This is a genomic window from Methylocapsa palsarum (genome assembly GCF_900114285.1).
GTDB lineage: Bacteria > Pseudomonadota > Alphaproteobacteria > Rhizobiales > Beijerinckiaceae > Methylocapsa > Methylocapsa palsarum.
In genome coordinates this window covers 1-18,313 of record NZ_FOSN01000001.1, presented here as the reverse complement: position 1 = coordinate 18,313, position 18,313 = coordinate 1, and the positions used below count along the sequence as shown (strand labels likewise).

The window sequence follows — 18,313 nt, the reverse complement described above, 5'->3', positions numbered from 1 at the left end:
GGCCAAGGGGCAAGCTCAAACAACAAACGGGGAGAGTGAAACGGACTTATCCACCCCGCTTGAGCTTGCGCGTGCTTGGTCGTTTATTGTCCCTCGTGAGCCTTGATGGCTTCCTCGACTTTCGCCTTGACCGCTTCGAGGTTAAAGCTCGCCGGGGCCTGCATGGGCGGGAACTCGATCGCCGTCTTGGCGAGTTCGGCGACCTTCTGCTGCACCAGAACAAAACGCCAGAATTCGCGCGCCATGAAGTCGTTCATGTAGCCGCCGCCGAGATTGTTCAGGGTTTCTCCCCGGATCGAGGGCGTCCGCTCGAACGGATCCTGACGAATGTTGATGATGGTCGGCATATCGGTGTCGACCTTCTCGCCGGGCCATCCATAGGGTTGCTGCATGAACTGATATTTGAAATCGTCGAGCCGCAAAGCGCCGAGCTTGGGGCCGCCAAAATAGAAGATTTCATGCCGCGCCGTCGGGCCTTTGCCCAACAGGAGATCCATCTGGTTATAGCCGTCGAGATGGTTCTTGTAGGTCTGGCCCTCCAGCGTAACGCCCTTCAGGAGCTTGTCCTTGACGTCGGGAGCGCCAGCGGCTGCGGCGAGCGTCGGCAGCCAGTCGAGGCCGGAGAAGATGCCATTTTCGACCGAGCGCGGCTTGACCTTGCCCGGCCAGCGGATGATCGCCGGAACGCGGAAGCCGCCTTCATAGATAGTGCCTTTGGTGGCTCTGAACGGGGTCATGCCGCCGTCCGGCCAGGTGAAGACCTCGGCGCCATTGTCGGTGGTGAAAATGACGATTGTGTTGTCGGTTTCACCGATGTCCTCGACATGTTTCAGCAATGCGCCGACGCTGTCGTCCATCTGCGCCATGCCGGCCTCCTCAAGGCCGAAATTGTCTGTCGCGTTCATTTTCGCCTGATATTTCGGCGGCAGGAAGGTGAACACATGCATGCGCGTGGTATTGTGCCAGACGAAGAAGGGCTTGCCAGCCGCTTTTGCCTTATCCATGAAGTCGCTGGAGGATTTGACGAGAACGTCGTCGAACGTCTCCATGTCGTATTTGGCCTTGGGGCCCTCCTGCCAGCTCTGCATGTCCTTCATGTCGGGGAAGGGCGCAAGCGGACCTTCATCGACAATCTTTTGTTTGCCGATCTTGCCCCAGCGCGGTTGCTCTGTGGCGTCGTCGACATCCGACGCATAGCTATGAACCAGATTGCGCGGGCCATATTTGTCCACCCAATCCTGCGGGTAGGAGTACCAATAAGGATCCGACATGGCGTCGAGATGGTAGAGGTAGCCGAAAAACTCGTCGAAGCCGTGCACAGTCGGCAGGAACTTGTTGAGATCGCCGAGATGATTTTTGCCGAACTGGCCGGTGGCGTAGCCCTGCGCCTTCAGCACGGTGGCGAGCGTGACGGCCTGGGCCGGGAGCCCGATGTCGGCGCCAGCCTGACCAACGGTGGTAAGGCCGGTGCGGATCGGCAGTTCGCCGGTGATGAAATTCGCCCGTCCGGCCGTGCAGCTCGCCTCGGCATAATAATCGGTGAAGATCATGCCTTCTTCGGCGAGCTTGTCGAGGTTCGGCGTCTTGCCGGACATGATGCCGCGATGATAGGCGCCGATGTTGAACCAGCCGACATCGTCGCCCATGATCACGATAATGTTTGGCTTTTTCTCGCCGGAAGCGGGAGCCGGGGCGGCTTGCGCCGCCGGCTTCGTGGGGGGCTGCCTTTTTGTTTGCGCTTCGGCGGCGCCCCAGCATGCGGCCGTCAGAATGGTCGCGGCAGTTAAAGAGTTGAATGCTCGGCTGAAACTATCGCTCATAATGGGCTCCTTCAGTCTACGAAACGTTCCCGCGGTAGGCGCGTCGCCCGGCCCGGTCAAGACTAAAGCGGGCGACGCCGGCAGTCGACCTTAGATCAGCGGTTTGTCCACATCGCGGAAGGTGATCACCGCGACGTCGCGGCAGGCGACGTGCGCCGGGTCCAGCGGTTTGATCGCCGTCACGCCGTGATAGACCCTGCTGTCCTGCAAGAAGACCGCGTCGAGCGGATCGGTCAGGGTGAAGTCGCCGAGCGGGGTTTTGTCGAGATCATAGATCGAGGTGATTCCACTGGCGACGTTGGTCCGCGCGATCAGCACGACCAGCACGAAATCGACGCCGTCGCGGTGCAGCCCCTCGGGAGTCGGCTGGCCGATTTGACCCTCGCGCGCCTCGATCCGGAACTGATGCGTCTCGACATGCCACTCGCGCGGCTTTTCCGGCGCCGAAAGATCGAACACGGCCCTTCCGGCTCCGAGCAACGCCAAAGTCACGGGATGATCGGAGATGGCTTCGGTCACCGGTTCGAACCAGCGCTCGACGCCGCCATTGAGCGGATTATAGTCGCGGCTCTGATAATGCGGCTGATGAGGTTTGCGGACGACGCCTTTCTGCGAGATCGCAAAGGCGGCGAAGCGGCGGCGGCGGTAGCGGCCCCCGTCGGCCATGTAATCGTCAACGCCGAGGTGGTCCCAGCTCGCGGCGAAGGAGGGCCATGCCGCGAGCGCCTCGGGCGTCAGGAACGCCCGGAACTGCTTTGAAGGCGTAAAGGCGAAGCCGCCGGAGCGGACCTGACCGGCGATCAGGGAAACATCGGGGAGGGTCATGAAGGCAAATCCCTGCGGCGAAACGGCTTCGAAGCCGGGCCGATACGTTTGCGCCGGCGCGGCCGGCGCGCGTTGTTCCTCCCGGGCGGGCCCTGTGGCGCCTTGGCCTTCGGGACCGGCTGTCCGGTCTGCGTTCGTTTTGCGGCGGCGCAAAACGTTCCAGTTTGCGGCCCGAATCGTTCATGCGCCCGGCGTTTTCTTTCTGCAACCCATACTTTCCGCCGCCGGCCCTCGTCCAGCTTTTCCGCGCGCCGGGGCCGTTTCTTCTTGCGACGAAGGGAAGGCGCTTGCGTTGGCGGGCCGGCGCGTGAGAGGGAGTGGCCTCGAACGGCGCGCCGGACTATACTGGTCCGATCTTCAACTTTTGGAATGACCTCATGCCTCCGTATCGCTCCCGCACGACGACGCATGGCCGGAACATGGCCGGCGCCCGCGGCCTTTGGCGCGCCACCGGCATGAAGGATTCCGATTTCGGCAAGCCGATCATCGCCGTCGTCAATTCCTTCACCCAGTTCGTGCCGGGCCATGTCCACCTCAAGGATCTCGGCCAGCTTGTCGCGCGGGAAATCGAGGCGGCGGGGGGCGTCGCCAAGGAATTCAACACGATCGCGGTCGACGATGGGATCGCGATGGGCCACGACGGCATGCTCTATAGCCTCCCCTCGCGCGAAATCATCGCCGATTCGGTCGAGTATATGGTGAACGCGCATTGCGCCGACGCCATGGTCTGCATTTCCAATTGCGACAAGATCACGCCCGGAATGCTGATGGCCGCGCTGAGGCTCAACGTTCCCGCGGTCTTCGTTTCCGGGGGACCCATGGAGGCCGGAAAGGCCGTCGTCGGCGGCAAGAGCAAGTCGCTTGATCTCGTCGACGCGATGGTGGCGGCGGCCGACGCCAGCGTGTCCGACTCCGATATCGCGGTGATCGAGCGGTCGGCCTGCCCGACCTGCGGCTCATGCTCCGGCATGTTCACGGCCAATTCGATGAATTGCCTCACCGAAGCGCTGGGGCTGTCGCTTCCGGGCAACGGATCCCTGCTCGCGACGCACGCCGACCGCAAGCGCCTCTTTGTCGAAGCCGGACACCTCGTCGTCGATCTGGCGCGGCGCTATTACGAACAGGAAGATTCCTCCGCTCTGCCGCGTTCGATCGCCTCCTTCGAAGCCTTCGAGAATGCGATGACGCTCGACATCGCCATGGGCGGTTCGACCAATACGGTTCTGCACCTTCTCGCCGCCGCCCATGAGGCCGGGGTCAACTTCACCATGCGCGACATCGACCGACTGTCGCGGCGCGTGCCGGTGTTGTGCAAGGTGGCGCCGTCCTCGCCGGATGTTCATCTAGAGGATGTTCACCGCGCCGGCGGAGTCATGGCGATTCTGGGAGAACTCAATCGGGCGAACCTTCTCCACGGCGGGCTTCCGACGGTGCATGCGGAAACGCTCGCTCTCGCCCTCGATCGCTGGGACGTCAAGGGCCCCGCGAGCGACACGGCGAGGCATCTCTATCGCGCCGCGCCGGGCGGCGTGCCGACCCAGACGGCTTTCAGTCAGGACAGGCGTTACGAGGCCCTCGATCTCGACCGCGCTGGCGGCGCCATCCGAAACGAGGCGCACGCCTTCTCCAAGGATGGCGGCCTCGCCGTCCTTTACGGCAATCTCGCCGAGGAGGGCTCGATCGTGAAGACAGCCGGCGTCGATGCGTCGATCCTGACGTTTTCGGGCCGGGCGCGGATATTCGAGAGTCAGGACGCGGCGGTGGCGGCGATTCTCGCGGACGAGATCAAGCCCGGCGACGTTCTCGTGATCCGTTATGAGGGGCCTCGCGGCGGTCCCGGGATGCAGGAGATGCTTTATCCCACGAGCTATCTCAAATCGAAGGGGCTGGGCAAAGCCTGCGCCCTCTTCACGGACGGTCGCTTTTCGGGCGGAACCTCGGGACTTTCGATTGGGCACGCCTCGCCGGAAGCGGCGGAAGGCGGCGCCATCGGCCTCGTCGAAGAGAACGACGTGATCGAGATCGACATCCCGAACCGGCGCATTCATCTCGCCGTTCCCGATGAAGAACTTGCCTGGCGGCGCAGCGCGATGGAAGCCAAGGGGAAATTGGCCTGGAAGCCCGCGCAGCGCGCCCGGAAGGTCTCGGCCGCGCTTCAGGCCTATGCCGCTTTGACGACCAGCGCCGCGCGCGGCGCGGTCCGCGACGTCGGGCAGCTTCGTTCGTAAGGTCAGGCGGCGGCTATCTTATTGAGCCGCCGGATGTCGGCGAAAACTGCTTGACGGGGCCATTACGTCCGAGGCATTCCCGCCCAGAGGCGGGCTGAGTCTTGGCGGGCTTCAATCCCCCGGGATTCGTTGGCGATGGACGCGGTCACGACCCGTCCGCCCTCCGTTCGATTTCAACCTGAGCGGTTGTCGCGCCCTTGCGGACTTTCTTGATCTCGCCTTCGAGCGCGTTCCGTCCGGAAATTTTCGTCACATAGTCCTTTATGGGCGGCCCGATTTCCTTGACGGCGACGTCTCCCGCCCGGGGCGTTCGGTTGGGCGAGCGGAACCGCTTGCGGGCGTTTCGCCATCGGCCGCCGTCGCCTGGCGTCAGGCGCGACCGCGGGCGGGGGCCGTCACGCAAATGTCGCGCTAATCTGGTCGGCCTTAGACTCAGCAGTCCCGAACGCCGGAGCCCCGCCGATGGATTTTTACCGAAGATTTACCTGTCTTGTCTGCGCGCCGGCGTTCGACGATCAGAGCCTTGAGGGCCTCCGGCTCCGGCAGATCGTCGGCGGGATCGAAAGGCTGGGCATTTCGGTGGTCCGCGCGGCGCGGTTCGAGGACGCCGAACTCGCGGTTCAGACCGATGCGGCGATCGGCTGCATGGTGGTCGACTGGAGCAAAAAGGGCGTCGAGGGAAAGACTGCGGCGCTGATCAATCTCATGCGCCGGCGCGGGCTCGAATTGCCGATCGTCATGCTGGTGCGCAACAAGCAGTTCGAGGACATTCCGGTCGAGGTTCTGGACTATATCGACGGCTATGTTTTTCTCGCCGAGGAGACGCCGGAGTTCATCGCCAAGAAGATCGTCAGCCGTCTCAGGCAATATGCCGAGACTCTCAAGACGCCGTTCTTCGGCGCCCTCGTCGACTACGCCGAGGAAGGCAACCAGATGTGGACCTGTCCGGGGCACAATGGCGGCGTCTTCTACAGCCGCAGTCCGATCGGACGCATTTTCGTCGAACATCTGGGCGAAGCGATCTTTCGCGACGATCTCGACAATTCCGTTCTCGAACTCGGCGACCTTCTGGTGCATGAAGGACCGGCGCTGCGCGCGCAAAAGGAGGCCGCCGCCATTTTCGGCGCGGAGAAAACGTATTTCGTCCTGAACGGCACGTCGTCGTCCAACAAGATCGTGTTGTCGGCATTGCTGGCGCAGGACGATCTGGTGTTGTTCGACCGCAACAACCACAAAGCGGCCCATCATGGCGCGCTCTTGCTCGGAGGCGCGATCCCGATCTTCCTCGAAACTGACCGGAATCCTTACGGCCTGATCGGACCGATCTATCCCGAGGCGCTCGACGAGGACAAGATCAGGGAGAAAATCAGGCTCCATCCGCTCGTCAAGGATCCCGAGGCCTCGCGCCGCGAGCGTCCGTTCCGCGCGGCCGTCATCGAACAATGCACCTATGACGGGACGATCTACAACGCGAGGATGATCCTCGAAAAAATCGGACATCTTTGCGACTACATCCTGTTCGACGAAGCCTGGGCCGGCTTCATGAAATTTCATCCTTTGTTTGCGGACCGCTTTGCGATGGGGTTGCGCGATCTCGGCGCCGGCCAACCGGGACTCATTGCGACGCAATCCACTCACAAACAGCTGGCGAGTTTTTCCCAAGCGTCGCAGATCCATGTGAAGGACAGCCATATCCGCGGTCAGGCGAGGCGTGTCGGCCACCGCCGCTTCAACGAGTTCTTTCTGCTGCACGCTTCGACATCGCCGTTCTATCCCTTGTTCGCTTCTCTCGACGTCGGCGCGCAGATGATGAAGGGACGCTCGGGCGAAGTGCTTTGGGACGACACCGTCAAACTTGGAATCGAAGTGCGCAAGAAGATCCGGGCGGTGCGCCGCGAGTTCGAGGAGACGGAGAAAGACCCCGCCCGGCGCTGGTTTTTCGATGTCTTCACGCCCGATTTTGTCGCGTCGGGGCAAGGCGCGTGCGCCAATTCGGCAGAGGGCGCTTCAGAGGAAGGCGCGCGAAAGCTCGTCGCCTGGGAGGACGTCCCGACCGACGAACTCGCCGCCGATGCGCGTTATTGGGAGCTGGCGCCCGGCGCATCCTGGCATGGATTTCATCATGTCGCGCCCGGTTTTGCGATCACCGACCCGAACAAGCTCACGATCCTGACGCCCGGCTTTCGACGCGACGGCTCCAGCGACGCGCACGGAATTCCAGGACCGGTCGTCGCCCAATATCTTCGTGAAAATCGGATCGTCCCGGAAAAAAACGATCTCAATTCGCTGCTTTTTCTGCTGACGCCCGGGGTCGAATCCAGCAAGGCGTGGACGTTGCTCAGCGCCCTCGTCGCCTTCAAGAAGCTGCACGACGACAACGCCAGGCTCAGCGACGTGATGCCGGAGTTCGTCCGCGCCCGCACGGCGCGCTATCAGGATGTGCGGTTGCGCGATCTGTGCGCGCAGATGCATGCGTTCTATCGCGACGCGGCGACCAGCAAGCTGCAACGCGAGCAGTTTGCGCCGCGCCATTTGCCGAACATGGCTATGGCCCCGCAGGAGGCCGTCCGGCACATGGTGCGCAACAATGTCGATTATCTGCCGGTGGACGAGATCAAGGGTCGAATCGCGACGACGCTTTTTGTGGTCTACCCGCCCGGCATCGCCACGATCGTTCCCGGCGAGCGACTCGATGAGAGGGCGCAGCCCATGCTGGACTATCTCAAGATGTTCGAGAACAGCGCCAACCTGTTTCCGGGCTTCGAGGCGGAGCTTCAAGGCGTCTATCGTGAGGCGGAGACAAATGGCCGGGTCCGTTTCCATACCTATGTCGTGCGCGAATAATTCGCTCAGCTTTCACGGTTGACGAGTGTTCGGCCGGGCGCGCCCGGTTCGTTCGCCGGATCGTTCGGCAATTGCTCGTCGCCGGGGCCAAGCGGCCGCTGCATCATGACGGTGTCGCACCAATGGCCGAATTTGAACGCGACCGAGCGCAAGATTCCGGATTGTTCGAAGCCGTTCGTGTGGTGCAGCCGCAGCGACGGCGTGTTGGAGCTGTCGATATAGCAGACCATCTGCCGGAACCCCGCGCCGGCGCAGGCGTCGATCAAAGCCGGCAGAAGCTTGCGGCCGACCCCGACGTGCAAATGATCCTTGTGCACGTAGATCGAGTGCTTGACCGTGTGGCGATAGGCGGGACGCTTCAAAAACGGCACGGCGTAGGCGTATCCGACGACGATTCCCGCCTGTTCGGCCACAAGATGCGGATAGCGGCGCCGCAGCATGGTCTTGCGCCGCCGCTTGATGTCCTCGTGCTGAATCGGCATGGGATGATAATCGCCGAGGCCGTAGCGGACGTGATAGGCGTAGATGGCGAGCATGGAAGCGACATCGTCCTCGGTCGAAGGACGGACCGTGATGGGCTGCGGCTGGTCGAGCATCTGCGTGGAGGGTTCCGCTCTCTGGCTCCGCTTCTCCGCGCAGCATCATCCATTCGAATGAATCCGATCGATCATTCTCCAGTGACTCTTTTATGACATTTGGATGATTTTCACTCCCCCATGACCGGCTCCCGCGCCCAGGAATGGTTCAAAAGCTCGGCATCCGAGCAAAGAAATGTTATCGCGCCTTCCGTTTCATGCGACGATGAGGTCTGTGCGACGTTAAATCAACGCACTCCGCTTTTTCGCGGTGACGTTCGCGGCCGGCCATTGGGAGATCAGGGCGATGCGATGGCGCTGGCTGGACATGGGATTGCTGGCTCTGTGCGCGATTTTGGCGCTCGATTCAAACGCGTTCGCGCGTGAGCCAAAGACGCCGGCTAAAGCTCTCCATGCCCGTCACGTCAGCGGCGGCAAGCTCCACTCCGCGGCCCCCCGCCTCTCGCAAAAGCGGTCCTATATTACCTATGGCGCACCCGTTCGGGGCGGTTGGAGAGGTCATGGAACCGGCTTCGCAGATCTTGTCGGCGATCCGGAAAGCGGCCTCGGCTTTTACGCCCTGCCGGTCCAATACCGGATCGCCGCGCGCCGCTACCGTCTTCGCCACCCGAGGCCGCTGTGGCAAAATCCGGTCTATTTCGCGATGATGGCGGACGCCGCGCGCTATTCCTACTGGCTCCCCGCCAATCGCGAATATGCATACGGGATCTACAATCCCTATGACGGCGTCGGAACGCCGTTCTTTCCCGGCTATTATGGTCCGGTTGGAGATAACGGCGAGGATCGCCCGCTAAGGACGCGTCCTTATCGGCGCTGAACTTTGGCGATCTGTCGCCAACGCCGAACCTACCTCCAACGCCCGCTGGAAACCGACGGGGCGGCCGTTCGAAAAGAGCGCCCGCGGAGCCGCTCCGATCAGATGTCGATTGCGCCCTTGGGGCTTCCGGCCGGCGCATCGGGGGCTGGCGAATCCGGAATCGGCACGAGTTCGAACGTGGTCTCCTGAACCGGTCCTTCGGATCGCGCGTGAAAAATGAAATACCCCGAAATCGCAAAGAGCAGAAGTGCGATAAGATCTCTCATGGTTCGTCCTTTACTGGTCTTCGCCCGATCTTGGCCCGATCTTGCAGGCGCATCCCCCGGCTCAGGCTCGCCAGCCAGGAACGCGTGGCGGACATCACTAACTCCCGACTATAAAAGCATGTTCCATGCCGTCTCCAGCAATGCTTCCGAGCCCTTCGCAACCCGAGCCTTTCGCAAGCAAGGATATGGGGTTTAAAATCGCTGGCCGCCAGACAGGCCCTGGTCGCGGCGCGACCTTGGTAAAAAAGCCTGCGACCACAAAGAAAGTGGATCGCGGCCGTATGAGCGGGGCGGGATCTGATATAGAGACCGTGGACCGTCCGGGGCGTCTTCCGGATGCGTTGAAATTTTTAGGGAGCCGAAACCATGAACGACCTGCTTGTCATCGCTTTTCCGTCCGAGCAGAAGGCTGAGGAAGTCCGTTCGAAATTGCTGGAAATGCAGAAGGAATACGTGATCGCCCTCGGCGACGCGGTCGTCGCCGTCAAGCACGAGGACGGTTCGATCAAGCTGAACCAGCTCATCAATACGACCGCCATCGGCGCGGCGTCCGGCGCGTTCTGGGGCACGCTCATCGGACTGATCTTCCTGATGCCCGTCGTCGGCGCCGCGGTGGGGGCGGCCTCGGGCGCGATCGGCGGAAAATTGTCCGATTTCGGCATCGACGATAATTTCATCAAGGAAGTCTCGGCCGCGATTTCGCCCGGCAGCGCCGCTTTGTTCCTGCTCGTCAAGAAAATGACCACGGACAAGGTGCTTGAGGATCTGAAAGGCGTCGGCGGCACCGTGCTGCGCACGTCATTCGACAAAACCAAGGAAGAGGCGATCCGCGCGGCGCTGGCCGGAAATCCGCCCCCGGCCGCTCCGTCGCCGGCCGCCTGAGGATCGCGGTTCGGGCCCTCGGCGGAGTGCAAGGAAACCGCCCATCCCCACGCTGCGCTGGACGGGCGGGCCGCCTCCATGACTGATAAAGCGAAGGCGGCGCCTGGAAACGATGCGCCGAAGCCCTCTGCGGCGCAGGAAACGAAAGATGCGCAGGAAGCGGCCGCCGCGGAGCCCTTCGTCCTTCCCTCGGCCGCGCCGGGCGCCGCTCAGGGACCGGCGCCGGACGATGGCGGTCTCCTGGCGCTTGCGGCGCTGGCGCTGCTGATCGGAGCCTTGTCCGGACTCGTCGGCGTCACGTTCCGGCTGGTTCTGGAGCGCGCCGACGTCTTCCGCACCGCCGTGAGCAAGGCTGCGCATGCGGGCGGCTTGAGCGGATTTCTGTTTTTCACCATCGCCTGCGCCATCGCCGTGTCTACGGCGGCCTGGCTGGTGCGCAGGTTCTCGCCCTTCGCTTCGGGCAGTGGGATCCCCCACGTCGAGGCGGTGCTGAACGAGGAACTGCCTCAAGCGCCGTTCCGCCTCATTCCGATCAAATTCGCGGGCGGCTTGCTGGCCATCGGCTCAGGACTCGCGCTCGGGCGGGAGGGGCCGAGCGTGCAGATGGGCGCGAGCATCGCCCATTTGACCGGCCAGATGTTTCGCCGGAACTGGCCGGACTGCCGGGTGCTGTTCGCCGCGGGAGCTGGGGCGGGGCTCGCTACGGCGTTCAATGCGCCGATCGCGGGCGCCGTCTTCGTTCTCGAGGAGCTTGTGCGCCGTTTCGAGCCCCGGATCGCCATTGCCGCGCTTGGCGCGTCCGCGACCGCGATCACGATTTCCCGGGCTATCGGCGGCGGCAAGCCGGACTTTTCCGTCGAAGTCCTCGCCTCCGCGAGCCCTCTGGCGCATCCGTTGTTTTTTGTTTTGGGCGCCTTCGCCGGATTTGCCGCCATCCTCTACAACCGGCTGCTTCTGAAGACGATGGCGGCCGCGGCGGGGCTCACGCTGGCGTCGTTGAAACCAGGCGCGGCGTCAACCGGCGCCGTCATCGGCGCCATCGCCTGGTGCGATGTCGCCTTCGGCGTCGGTGCGGCGGTCGTGGCCCTCGTCTATCATCGCATTCTGGCGCGGATGATGGACGACGGCGCCGACGCCGCCCCGGTGGAATTGCGCGCATGGCTGATCGGCGCGGCGGTCGGGATCCTTGGCTGGTCGGCCCCTGGTCTCGTTGGCGGCGGCGACGCGCTGACGCAAAAAGTGCTCGGCGGGTCAGAGGCGCTGGCGATCGTTCCGCTGATTTTTGCACTGCGGCTTGTGCTCGGATCCGTGTCTTATGCGGCGGGAACGCCGGGCGGCCTGTTCGCGCCTCTGCTCGTTCTTGGCGCGCAGCTCGGCTTTGTGTTCGGCTGCGTGTGCAAGGCCGCCTTTCCAGGCCTCGATATTCAGCCGACGGGCTTCGCGGTCGTGGGTATGACCGCGTTTTTCACGGGCGTCGTGCGCGCGCCGCTCACCGGGATCGTCCTGGTGAGCGAGATGACGTCGAGCGTCGCCATGCTGCTGCCGATGCTTTCGGCGTGTTTCATCGCGATGGTCGTCCCGACGCGGCTTAACGACGCGCCGATTTACGATTCGCTTCGCGAATTGACATTGCGGGCCCGCGCGGACGCCGGCGGCGATTGAACGCCGCCTGACGGAGCCGCTTTATTCAGATCTCGCCCGGGGCGGCAGGTTCGACGAGTTTGCGATAGAGATGCCACGTCGCGTGGGCCAGAACCGGAATGGCGACAGCCAAGCCGGCGAAGAAGGCCAGAAAGCCGAGCCCGAGCGTCACCGCGATTATGATGCCCCAGATCGCCATCGTCACAGGATTTGCGATCACCGCGCGCAGGGACGTGAGAACGGCGGCCGCCAGGCCGACATCCCGATCAAGCAGCAGCGGAAACGAAACGACGCTGATGCTCAAAACCGCCACGGCGAAGAGAAATCCGACAAAATTGCCAAGCAGGATCAGGGTCCAGCCTTGCGACGTCGTGAGCACCTCCGTGAAAAAGTCGCCGATCGAGTCAGGGGGAACGGCGCCAAACAGCGAGGTGTAGATCGCTTCGGCGGACAGCCGCCATGCAACGAAGATCGCAAGCAAAAGCACGCCAAGCGCGAGAATCGCAGGAATCGAGGGGGAATGCCGCACGTCGAAGACCGTCTTCCATGACGTTTCCAGCCCTTGCTCCCGGCGTCGGCTGACCTCGTAAAGGCCGATCGCGGCGAAAGGCCCGACCAGAGCGAAGCCAGACATCACGGGAAACAGAAGCTGAACCGTATTGCCGGCGAGAACGATGCCGATGATCGGATAGATCAGGCAGAGAAAAGCCAGCGACGAGGGCATCGCCATGAAATCATGGAAGCCTTTGACGAGCGCGCATTTTAGGTCTTCTACGCTGATTTTACGAACAATCGGATACGCCGGAGTTTCTCCTGCCCCGGCGATGACGTGAAAATTCGACATATGGATCCTCCCGAACCAATTCAGCGGCAGGAGACCGCAGCACCGCTCTGCAATGCGGTTTCCTGACGACTCCCGAACAAGCTTTAAGAGAATATAGGCAGGGAAACGTCGTTTGCCTATCGGGAATGTTACGCAAAATGCTTTGTTTTCAGTGGGTTATTGCTGCGGCGCACAATAAGCGTCAAGATTTTGGGTTGGCGCCCGCATGGGCTGACTGTCGGACCTGCCTGCCGAATACGCCGAAAGACGGGACCGCAACCAGGGTCGCATTTAAAGAGTCGGCAGGGTTAGGCGCTTGATCGGCATGCTAAAAAAGTTACAACCGTTATGAATCGAAGCGAACGCATCGGCGCGGCGAAGGCGGACGAATTTCCGCTTGCTCATGGCCGGTAAGGATGAAAATGAAGAGGCTGTTCCGCCGCCGTGACGGCCGCGACTTCAGCGTTCATGGAGAAATGTCGAATGAGCAAACTGGACCGGCCTCGCGAAATCATTGAATATTGCCTGAAGCCCCTGGATCTTCCGACTGCGACGGAAGAATACAAGGAGGCCTACCGGCGTCTCGAACACGTGATCAAGACGTTCCAGCTCGCGGCCTTGCGGGCAAAGATTCCGACCGCGGTCGATTTTTCCAACATGAAGACGATCACCATCAACGAGCGCGCCCACGGCGACGATTGATCGGCCAGAGCGCTTTCCGATCGCATGAAGTCATGCGATCGATCAGAAATCGCTCCTGTTTCAAAAGGTTGAGCATATTCTTGTCGATTGGATTGATTCAATCCGATCGGAATATGCTCTAGGAGCGGGCCATGAGTTCGATGGCCAGCCCGTAAATGCGCCGCCGGGGCTCTTCGGGCAGAGTCGCCAGCGTTTCAAGGTAGGTTCCGCCGGCGCGGCACATTTTCTCGTCGTCGAGCGAGGGATCGGCCTTGCCGTCGAGCAGCGCCTCGATTTCGGGAGTGCCGAGCCCCTTGGCGCGCAGGCCCTCCTCGAGAGCCTGAAAGTCCTGCGGCGCCGGACGGGCCCGCGAGATGCGGTTGATCGCTCCATCCTTGATGGCGTCGAGGCCGGCCATCGCCATCGTGGCGACAAGCTTCCGGTGCGATGCGGAAAAATTGAGGAAGTCCGCGCTTTCGCCGCCGAAAAGATAATTGGCGCACAGCCTTGGATTGACCAGAGAGAGCGTGCGCAGCATCGCCAGTTGAACCTCGAAAATATGATCGAGAGCCGGGCCGCCTGCTTTCGCCGCGAGAACGCCCCGCGATTGGCGCAATGCTCGCGCGGCGTCGGACACGAGCAGGTCCGGACTTCCGATCTCCCCGGCGGCCGCGGAGCGTTCCGAAAAAGCCGCGAGGCTCGCCTCGTACTCGGCCGGGTAGGCAATTTTGAACCGTTCGAAAAAAGGCGCGAATTCGGCCGTCGCGACATAGTCGGCGTCAAGCAGCCGGCGCACCGCCGCGACGGCCTGCGGGGAGGCCCGCCCAATGGCGGCGGCCTGCGGCGGCGGCCCGGACGGGCGCGCGAAGAAATAGCCGTAGCCCAAAATTACCGCGACAAGGGCGGCGAGGGCGAGCAGCGCGAGCCGCAATAAGGGCATGCGAGCAAATCTCCACGATCAAGAGTGCGGCGCCGATGCCTGAATCCGAGCCTTTTTCCGATCCGCGACGCAGAGAACGAGACCAGACGAACGAGACCGGCCGAAGGCGAGCGGAGCCTGAAACTTTGCCTCTGTCGGCCGCTTGAGGCAAGTCCGGGCCCATCGGGTCCGCCGCCGCCCTCAGCCGATGGCGCGCAATCGTTCAAAGCCCTGATCGAGGTCGTCCTTCAAGTCTTCGACGTCCTCAAGCCCAACGGAAAACCGCAGGGCCGGCCCCGGCGGGCTCCAGGTGGTGGCGCTGCGGTAGGAACTGCAGTCGAAAGGGATGACGAGGCTCTCGAAGCCGCCCCAGGAATAGCCCATCCCGAACAGCCGCAGACCGTCGAGCATGGCGGCCATCGCCTTGTTTGAGCAGGGCGCGAGAAGGACCGAGAACAGCCCCGACGAGCCGGAAAAGTCGCGTTTCCAGAGCGCGTGCCCCGGACAGGAGGGCAGCGCCGGATGAAGCACCTGCGCCACCTCCGGCCGCTCGTTCAGCCAGTTGGCGAGGTCCAGCGCCTGACGTTCGGCTTCGTGGAGCCGGAGGTCGAGGGTCCGAAGGCCCCGCAAAGCCAGGAAGACGTCCTCGGGCCCCGCGCACATGGCGAAGGCGTCGGCGGTGGCGTGCAGGCGGGAAAACCAGCCCTTGTTGGCGGACACAAGCCCCAGCAGGAGGTCCGAATGGCCGGAGAGGTATTTCGTTCCGGCTTCGATCGCCATGTCGGCCCCGTGCGCATGGGGCGGGAAAAACAGCGGCGTCGCCCAGGTGTTGTCGAGGATCGCGCAGGCGCCCTTCGCCCGGGCGACGGCCGCGATGGCGGGAACGTCCTGAAGTTCGAAACTCTGCGAGCCGGGGGTCTCCATGAAGATCGCGCTCGTGTTCGGCCGGACAAGAGAGTCGATTGCGGCGCCGATGAGCGGATCGTAATATTCCGTCTCGACGCCCATTCGCGCCAGAATGGTTTCGCAAAAGATCCGAGTCGGCTTGTAAACCGAATCGCTAACGAGAATGTGATCGCCGCATTTCACCGCAGTCAGCAAGGCGAGGCTGATCGCCGCGAGCCCGGAGGGCGCCAGCACCGTCCCCGCCGCGCCGGCGAGTTCCGTCCAGGCCGTTTCGAGCGATTGAGTCGTCGGCGATCCCTGCGTTCCATAGGTGAAGCGCGCCTTGCGCTTGACGAGGTCCTCGACCGTGGGAAACAGGACCGTAGACCCTCGATAGACAGGGGTATTGACGAAGCCGTGCTGTTCAGAGGGACGTCGCCCGGCATAGATCAGCCTGGTCCGGTTCTTGAGGCGGCTTTTGTCCCATGGCGCGTCGGTCATCGGCTTTATCGTTCCCTTGTCTTGCGTTCGCCGCAAACTGGGCTTCACATCCGCCCCGCGTCAAGCCGTCAGGCACGCCGAGGCGCTCTCGCGCGAGCGCGGCGACTTGACCGATTCATGACGGGCCTCTACTTGCGCGAAGCGCTCAAAACAGCCGGATCGACGATGAAACTGTTCGCCGTAAAAATATCCAACATGTCGACCGGACTCCTGGCGTTGGCCGCCATGCTCGTTCTGGGCCAGGGCGCGGCGCTTTGCGGCACGCTCGATCAGGTCAAGGCGAGAGGCGTCGTTCGTTGCGGATCGAACTCCGGGCTCGCCGGTTTCGGTCTGCCGGACGACAAGGGCGTCTGGTCCGGCCTCGACATCGATTTTTGCCGCGCGGTCGCCGCCGCCATCTTCAATGATCCCCTCAAAGTGAAAATTATTCCCCTGACGAGCAAGGACCGGTTCACCGCCCTGCAATCCGGCGAGGTTGACCTTCTCGCCCGCAACACCACCTGGACGCTCTCGCGCGAGACCGGCCAGGGATTTTTGTTCGCCGGGATCAATTATTACGACGGCCAGGGATTTCTGGTGCGCAAGAAGCTCAATCTCTCATCCGCGCTGGAACTCGCCGGCGCATCGGTCTGCGTGCAGCAGGGCACCACGACCGAACTCAACCTCGCCGATTTCTTCAACGGCAACAATATGAAATACGAGCCCGTCAACTTCGCCACGGCGGATGAAGCCGTCAAGGCGTATGACGCCGGACGTTGCGACGCCTATACCACAGACGCCTCGGGCCTCTATATCGAACGCGCCAAACTCGCCGCTCCGGACGATCATGTCGTGCTTCCCGAGATTATCTCGAAGGAGCCTCTTGGCCCCGCGGTGCGGCAAGGCGACGATCAATGGTTCAACCTCGTCAAATGGGTGAATTTCGCGATGATCGACGCGGAAGAGCTGGGCGTGACGTCGAAGAACGTCGATGAAAAAGCGAAGTCCGAACGCCCCGACATCAAGCGCCTGCTGGGCTTTGACGGCGACTTCGGCGAGGGATTGGGACTGACGCCCGACTGGGCCTACCGCATCATCAAGTTCGTCGGCAATTACGGCGAGGTTTACGACCGCAATCTGGGGCAGGGTTCGAAGCTGAAAATCCAGCGCGGCGTCAATTCGCTCTGGTCGCGCGGCGGTCTGCAATATGCTCCCCCGATCCGTTAGGCCGCCCGCCTGTAGGACCTGAAATGTGGCCGGGAAGCCGAATGTGGTCTGGAAGGCGAATGTCAGGAAGGCGAATGTGGGCTGGAAGGCCTGGACCGCCGCCCGGCGGGAGCGAGCGAGCGGCGCGTTCATGGCTTTTCCTCTGGCGCGCTCCGGCCGTTCGAGCCGCGCTTTACCAGTCCGTTCTTGTCCTGCTTTTTGCGGTCTTGCTGGGCGCGGCGGTCCTCGACGTCCGCGCGAATATGCAAGCGCGCGGCATTCCGACCGGGCTTGGTTTTCTCGACAACGCCGCCGGGTTCGACATCAATCAGACGCTGATCGCCTATAACGCGCGCTCGACCTACGCCCGAGCGCTGCTGGTCGGTCTCTTGAATACCGGGCTCGTCTGCGCCGTCGCTCTCGTTTTCGCGACGATCATCGGCTTCACCGTCGGACTTGCGCGGCTGTCCAGGAATTTGGTCATCGCCCATGGCGCGCTCGTTTACGTCGAGGCGCTGCGCAACGTGCCGCTGCTCCTGCAATTGTTGTTCTGGTACAATGCGGTTCTGAAGCCGTTGCCGCCGCCACGGGAATCGCTCTTGCTCCTACCGGGGGTCTACCTGAACAACCGCGGCTTCTTCTTGCCGGAACCCCATTTTGGTCCCGACGCCCCGTGGCTTGGCGTTGGCCTCGGCCTCAGCCTCGTTGGAGCGGCGCTCGGCTGGCGCTCGTTTCGGCGGGCGCGGCGAAAGCCGGCGTCGGTGGATTTGCCGGTCGGCGAAGTTGCGGGCGGCGCCATTCTTTGTCTGGCGCTCGTCGCCTTCGCGTTGACGGATGAGCCGTTCAATCTCACCGCGCCGGTGCTGAAGGGCTTCAACTTCAATGGCGGGATCCGGCTGAGCCCCGAGTTCGCCGCCCTGGTTCTCGGCCTGAGCCTTTACACCGGCGCCTTCATCGCGGAAATCGTTCGCGCGGGCGTCGCGGCCGTGCCGCATGGGCAGAGCGAGGCCGCGGCGGCGCTCGGCCTCGCTCAAGGGCCGGCGTTCCGGCTTGTCATCGCGCCGCAAGCCATGCGCGTGATCATTCCCCTGCTGACCAGCCAATACCTTAATCTCATCAAGAACTCGTCTCTCGCGGTCTTTATCGGCTACCCCGACCTTGTGCAGGTCTTCGCCGGCACGGTGCTGAACCAGACCGGCGCCGCCGTGCAGGTGATCTTCATCACCATGACGGTCTATCTGGCGATTTCGCTGCTGATCTCGCTTGCGATGAATCTCTACGGCCGGCGCTTCGCGCTTGTGGAGCGCTAGTGTAGTGTCTCACGCAAAGCTTGACAATTCGCCTCATTCGGTTACGGTTGTTTCATGTGGTCGAGCAGTCAAGCTGTTGAGATAACGCCC

16 protein-coding genes are annotated in these 18,313 nt (G+C 62.6%); 8 read left to right on the top strand and 8 right to left on the bottom strand.

The genetic code is table 11. The features are described from left to right. Positions 1–83: 83 nt before the first annotated feature. On the bottom strand, positions 84–1,820 hold the full coding sequence (locus BM177_RS00075) for an arylsulfatase (RefSeq protein ID WP_091675583.1): 1,737 nt from the start codon (positions 1,818–1,820) through the stop codon (positions 84–86). 90 nt (positions 1,821–1,910) lie between these two features. After that, positions 1,911–2,645, bottom strand: a complete 735-nt coding sequence (locus tag BM177_RS00070; protein WP_091677234.1) for a 2OG-Fe dioxygenase family protein — start codon at positions 2,643–2,645, stop codon at positions 1,911–1,913. 377 nt (positions 2,646–3,022) lie between these two features. Here BM177_RS00070 and ilvD point away from each other — a divergent pair, with 377 nt between their 5' ends. Continuing rightward, the gene (ilvD, locus tag BM177_RS00065; protein ID WP_091677232.1) at positions 3,023–4,873 is read left to right on the top strand and encodes a dihydroxy-acid dehydratase; all 1,851 of its coding nucleotides are present in this window, start codon (positions 3,023–3,025) and stop codon (positions 4,871–4,873) included. Between the two features lie 145 nt (positions 4,874–5,018). Here ilvD and BM177_RS00060 read toward each other — a convergent pair whose 3' ends face one another. Beyond that, positions 5,019–5,276 carry a CHAP domain-containing protein gene (locus BM177_RS00060; RefSeq protein WP_091675579.1) on the bottom strand — a complete coding sequence of 86 codons (258 nt, stop codon included), beginning with the start codon at positions 5,274–5,276 and terminating at the stop codon, positions 5,019–5,021. 59 nt (positions 5,277–5,335) lie between these two features. Between BM177_RS00060 and BM177_RS00055 the strand changes: the two genes are divergently transcribed. Further along, positions 5,336–7,717: an Orn/Lys/Arg family decarboxylase gene (locus tag BM177_RS00055; protein ID WP_091675575.1), complete on the top strand. Its 2,382-nt coding sequence runs from the start codon at positions 5,336–5,338 to the stop codon at positions 7,715–7,717. Positions 7,718–7,722: 5 nt separating this feature from the next. On the opposite strand, the gene BM177_RS00050 is transcribed toward BM177_RS00055, so the two are convergent. After that, the gene (locus BM177_RS00050; RefSeq protein WP_091675570.1) at positions 7,723–8,313 is read right to left on the bottom strand and encodes a GNAT family N-acetyltransferase; all 591 of its coding nucleotides are present in this window, start codon (positions 8,311–8,313) and stop codon (positions 7,723–7,725) included. Between the two features lie 286 nt (positions 8,314–8,599). Between BM177_RS00050 and BM177_RS00045 the strand changes: the two genes are divergently transcribed. Further along, positions 8,600–9,130, top strand: coding sequence for a hypothetical protein (locus BM177_RS00045; protein ID WP_139223453.1), 531 nt, complete (start codon positions 8,600–8,602; stop codon positions 9,128–9,130). Between the two features lie 98 nt (positions 9,131–9,228). On the opposite strand, the gene BM177_RS19850 is transcribed toward BM177_RS00045, so the two are convergent. Beyond that, positions 9,229–9,396, bottom strand: coding sequence for a hypothetical protein (locus BM177_RS19850; RefSeq protein WP_175492440.1), 168 nt, complete (start codon positions 9,394–9,396; stop codon positions 9,229–9,231). A gap of 366 nt (positions 9,397–9,762) precedes the next feature. Between BM177_RS19850 and BM177_RS00040 the strand changes: the two genes are divergently transcribed. Next, positions 9,763–10,278, top strand: a complete 516-nt coding sequence (locus BM177_RS00040) for a DUF1269 domain-containing protein (protein WP_091675559.1) — start codon at positions 9,763–9,765, stop codon at positions 10,276–10,278. Between the two features lie 78 nt (positions 10,279–10,356). Beyond that, positions 10,357–11,940, top strand: coding sequence for a ClC family H(+)/Cl(-) exchange transporter (locus tag BM177_RS00035; RefSeq protein ID WP_091675557.1), 1,584 nt, complete (start codon positions 10,357–10,359; stop codon positions 11,938–11,940). Positions 11,941–11,965: 25 nt separating this feature from the next. Here BM177_RS00035 and BM177_RS00030 read toward each other — a convergent pair whose 3' ends face one another. Further along, entirely contained in the window at positions 11,966–12,763 is a 798-nt protein-coding gene (locus BM177_RS00030) for a DUF2189 domain-containing protein (RefSeq protein ID WP_091675554.1), read from the bottom strand. Between the two features lie 462 nt (positions 12,764–13,225). Here BM177_RS00030 and BM177_RS00025 point away from each other — a divergent pair, with 462 nt between their 5' ends. Then, positions 13,226–13,444 (top strand): hypothetical protein, encoded by a 219-nt coding sequence (locus tag BM177_RS00025; protein WP_091675552.1) that lies wholly within the window; start codon positions 13,226–13,228, stop codon positions 13,442–13,444. A 118-nt stretch (positions 13,445–13,562) separates the two neighbouring features. On the opposite strand, the gene BM177_RS00020 is transcribed toward BM177_RS00025, so the two are convergent. Both BM177_RS00020 and metC read right to left on the bottom strand, forming a co-directional pair. Beyond that, a complete protein-coding gene (locus BM177_RS00020) occupies positions 13,563–14,363 on the bottom strand; it encodes a hypothetical protein (RefSeq protein ID WP_091675549.1) in 801 nt (266 codons plus the stop codon). A gap of 180 nt (positions 14,364–14,543) precedes the next feature. After that, a complete protein-coding gene (metC, locus tag BM177_RS00015) occupies positions 14,544–15,728 on the bottom strand; it encodes a cystathionine beta-lyase (RefSeq protein ID WP_091677229.1) in 1,185 nt (394 codons plus the stop codon). A 195-nt stretch (positions 15,729–15,923) separates the two neighbouring features. Between metC and BM177_RS00010 the strand changes: the two genes are divergently transcribed. Further along, complete coding sequence (locus BM177_RS00010) at positions 15,924–16,934, top strand: amino acid ABC transporter substrate-binding protein (RefSeq protein WP_425284357.1); 1,011 nt, start codon at positions 15,924–15,926, stop codon at positions 16,932–16,934. 74 nt (positions 16,935–17,008) lie between these two features. After that, positions 17,009–18,223, top strand: coding sequence for an amino acid ABC transporter permease (locus BM177_RS00005; protein ID WP_091675545.1), 1,215 nt, complete (start codon positions 17,009–17,011; stop codon positions 18,221–18,223). The last annotated feature ends 90 nt before the right edge of the window (positions 18,224–18,313 follow it).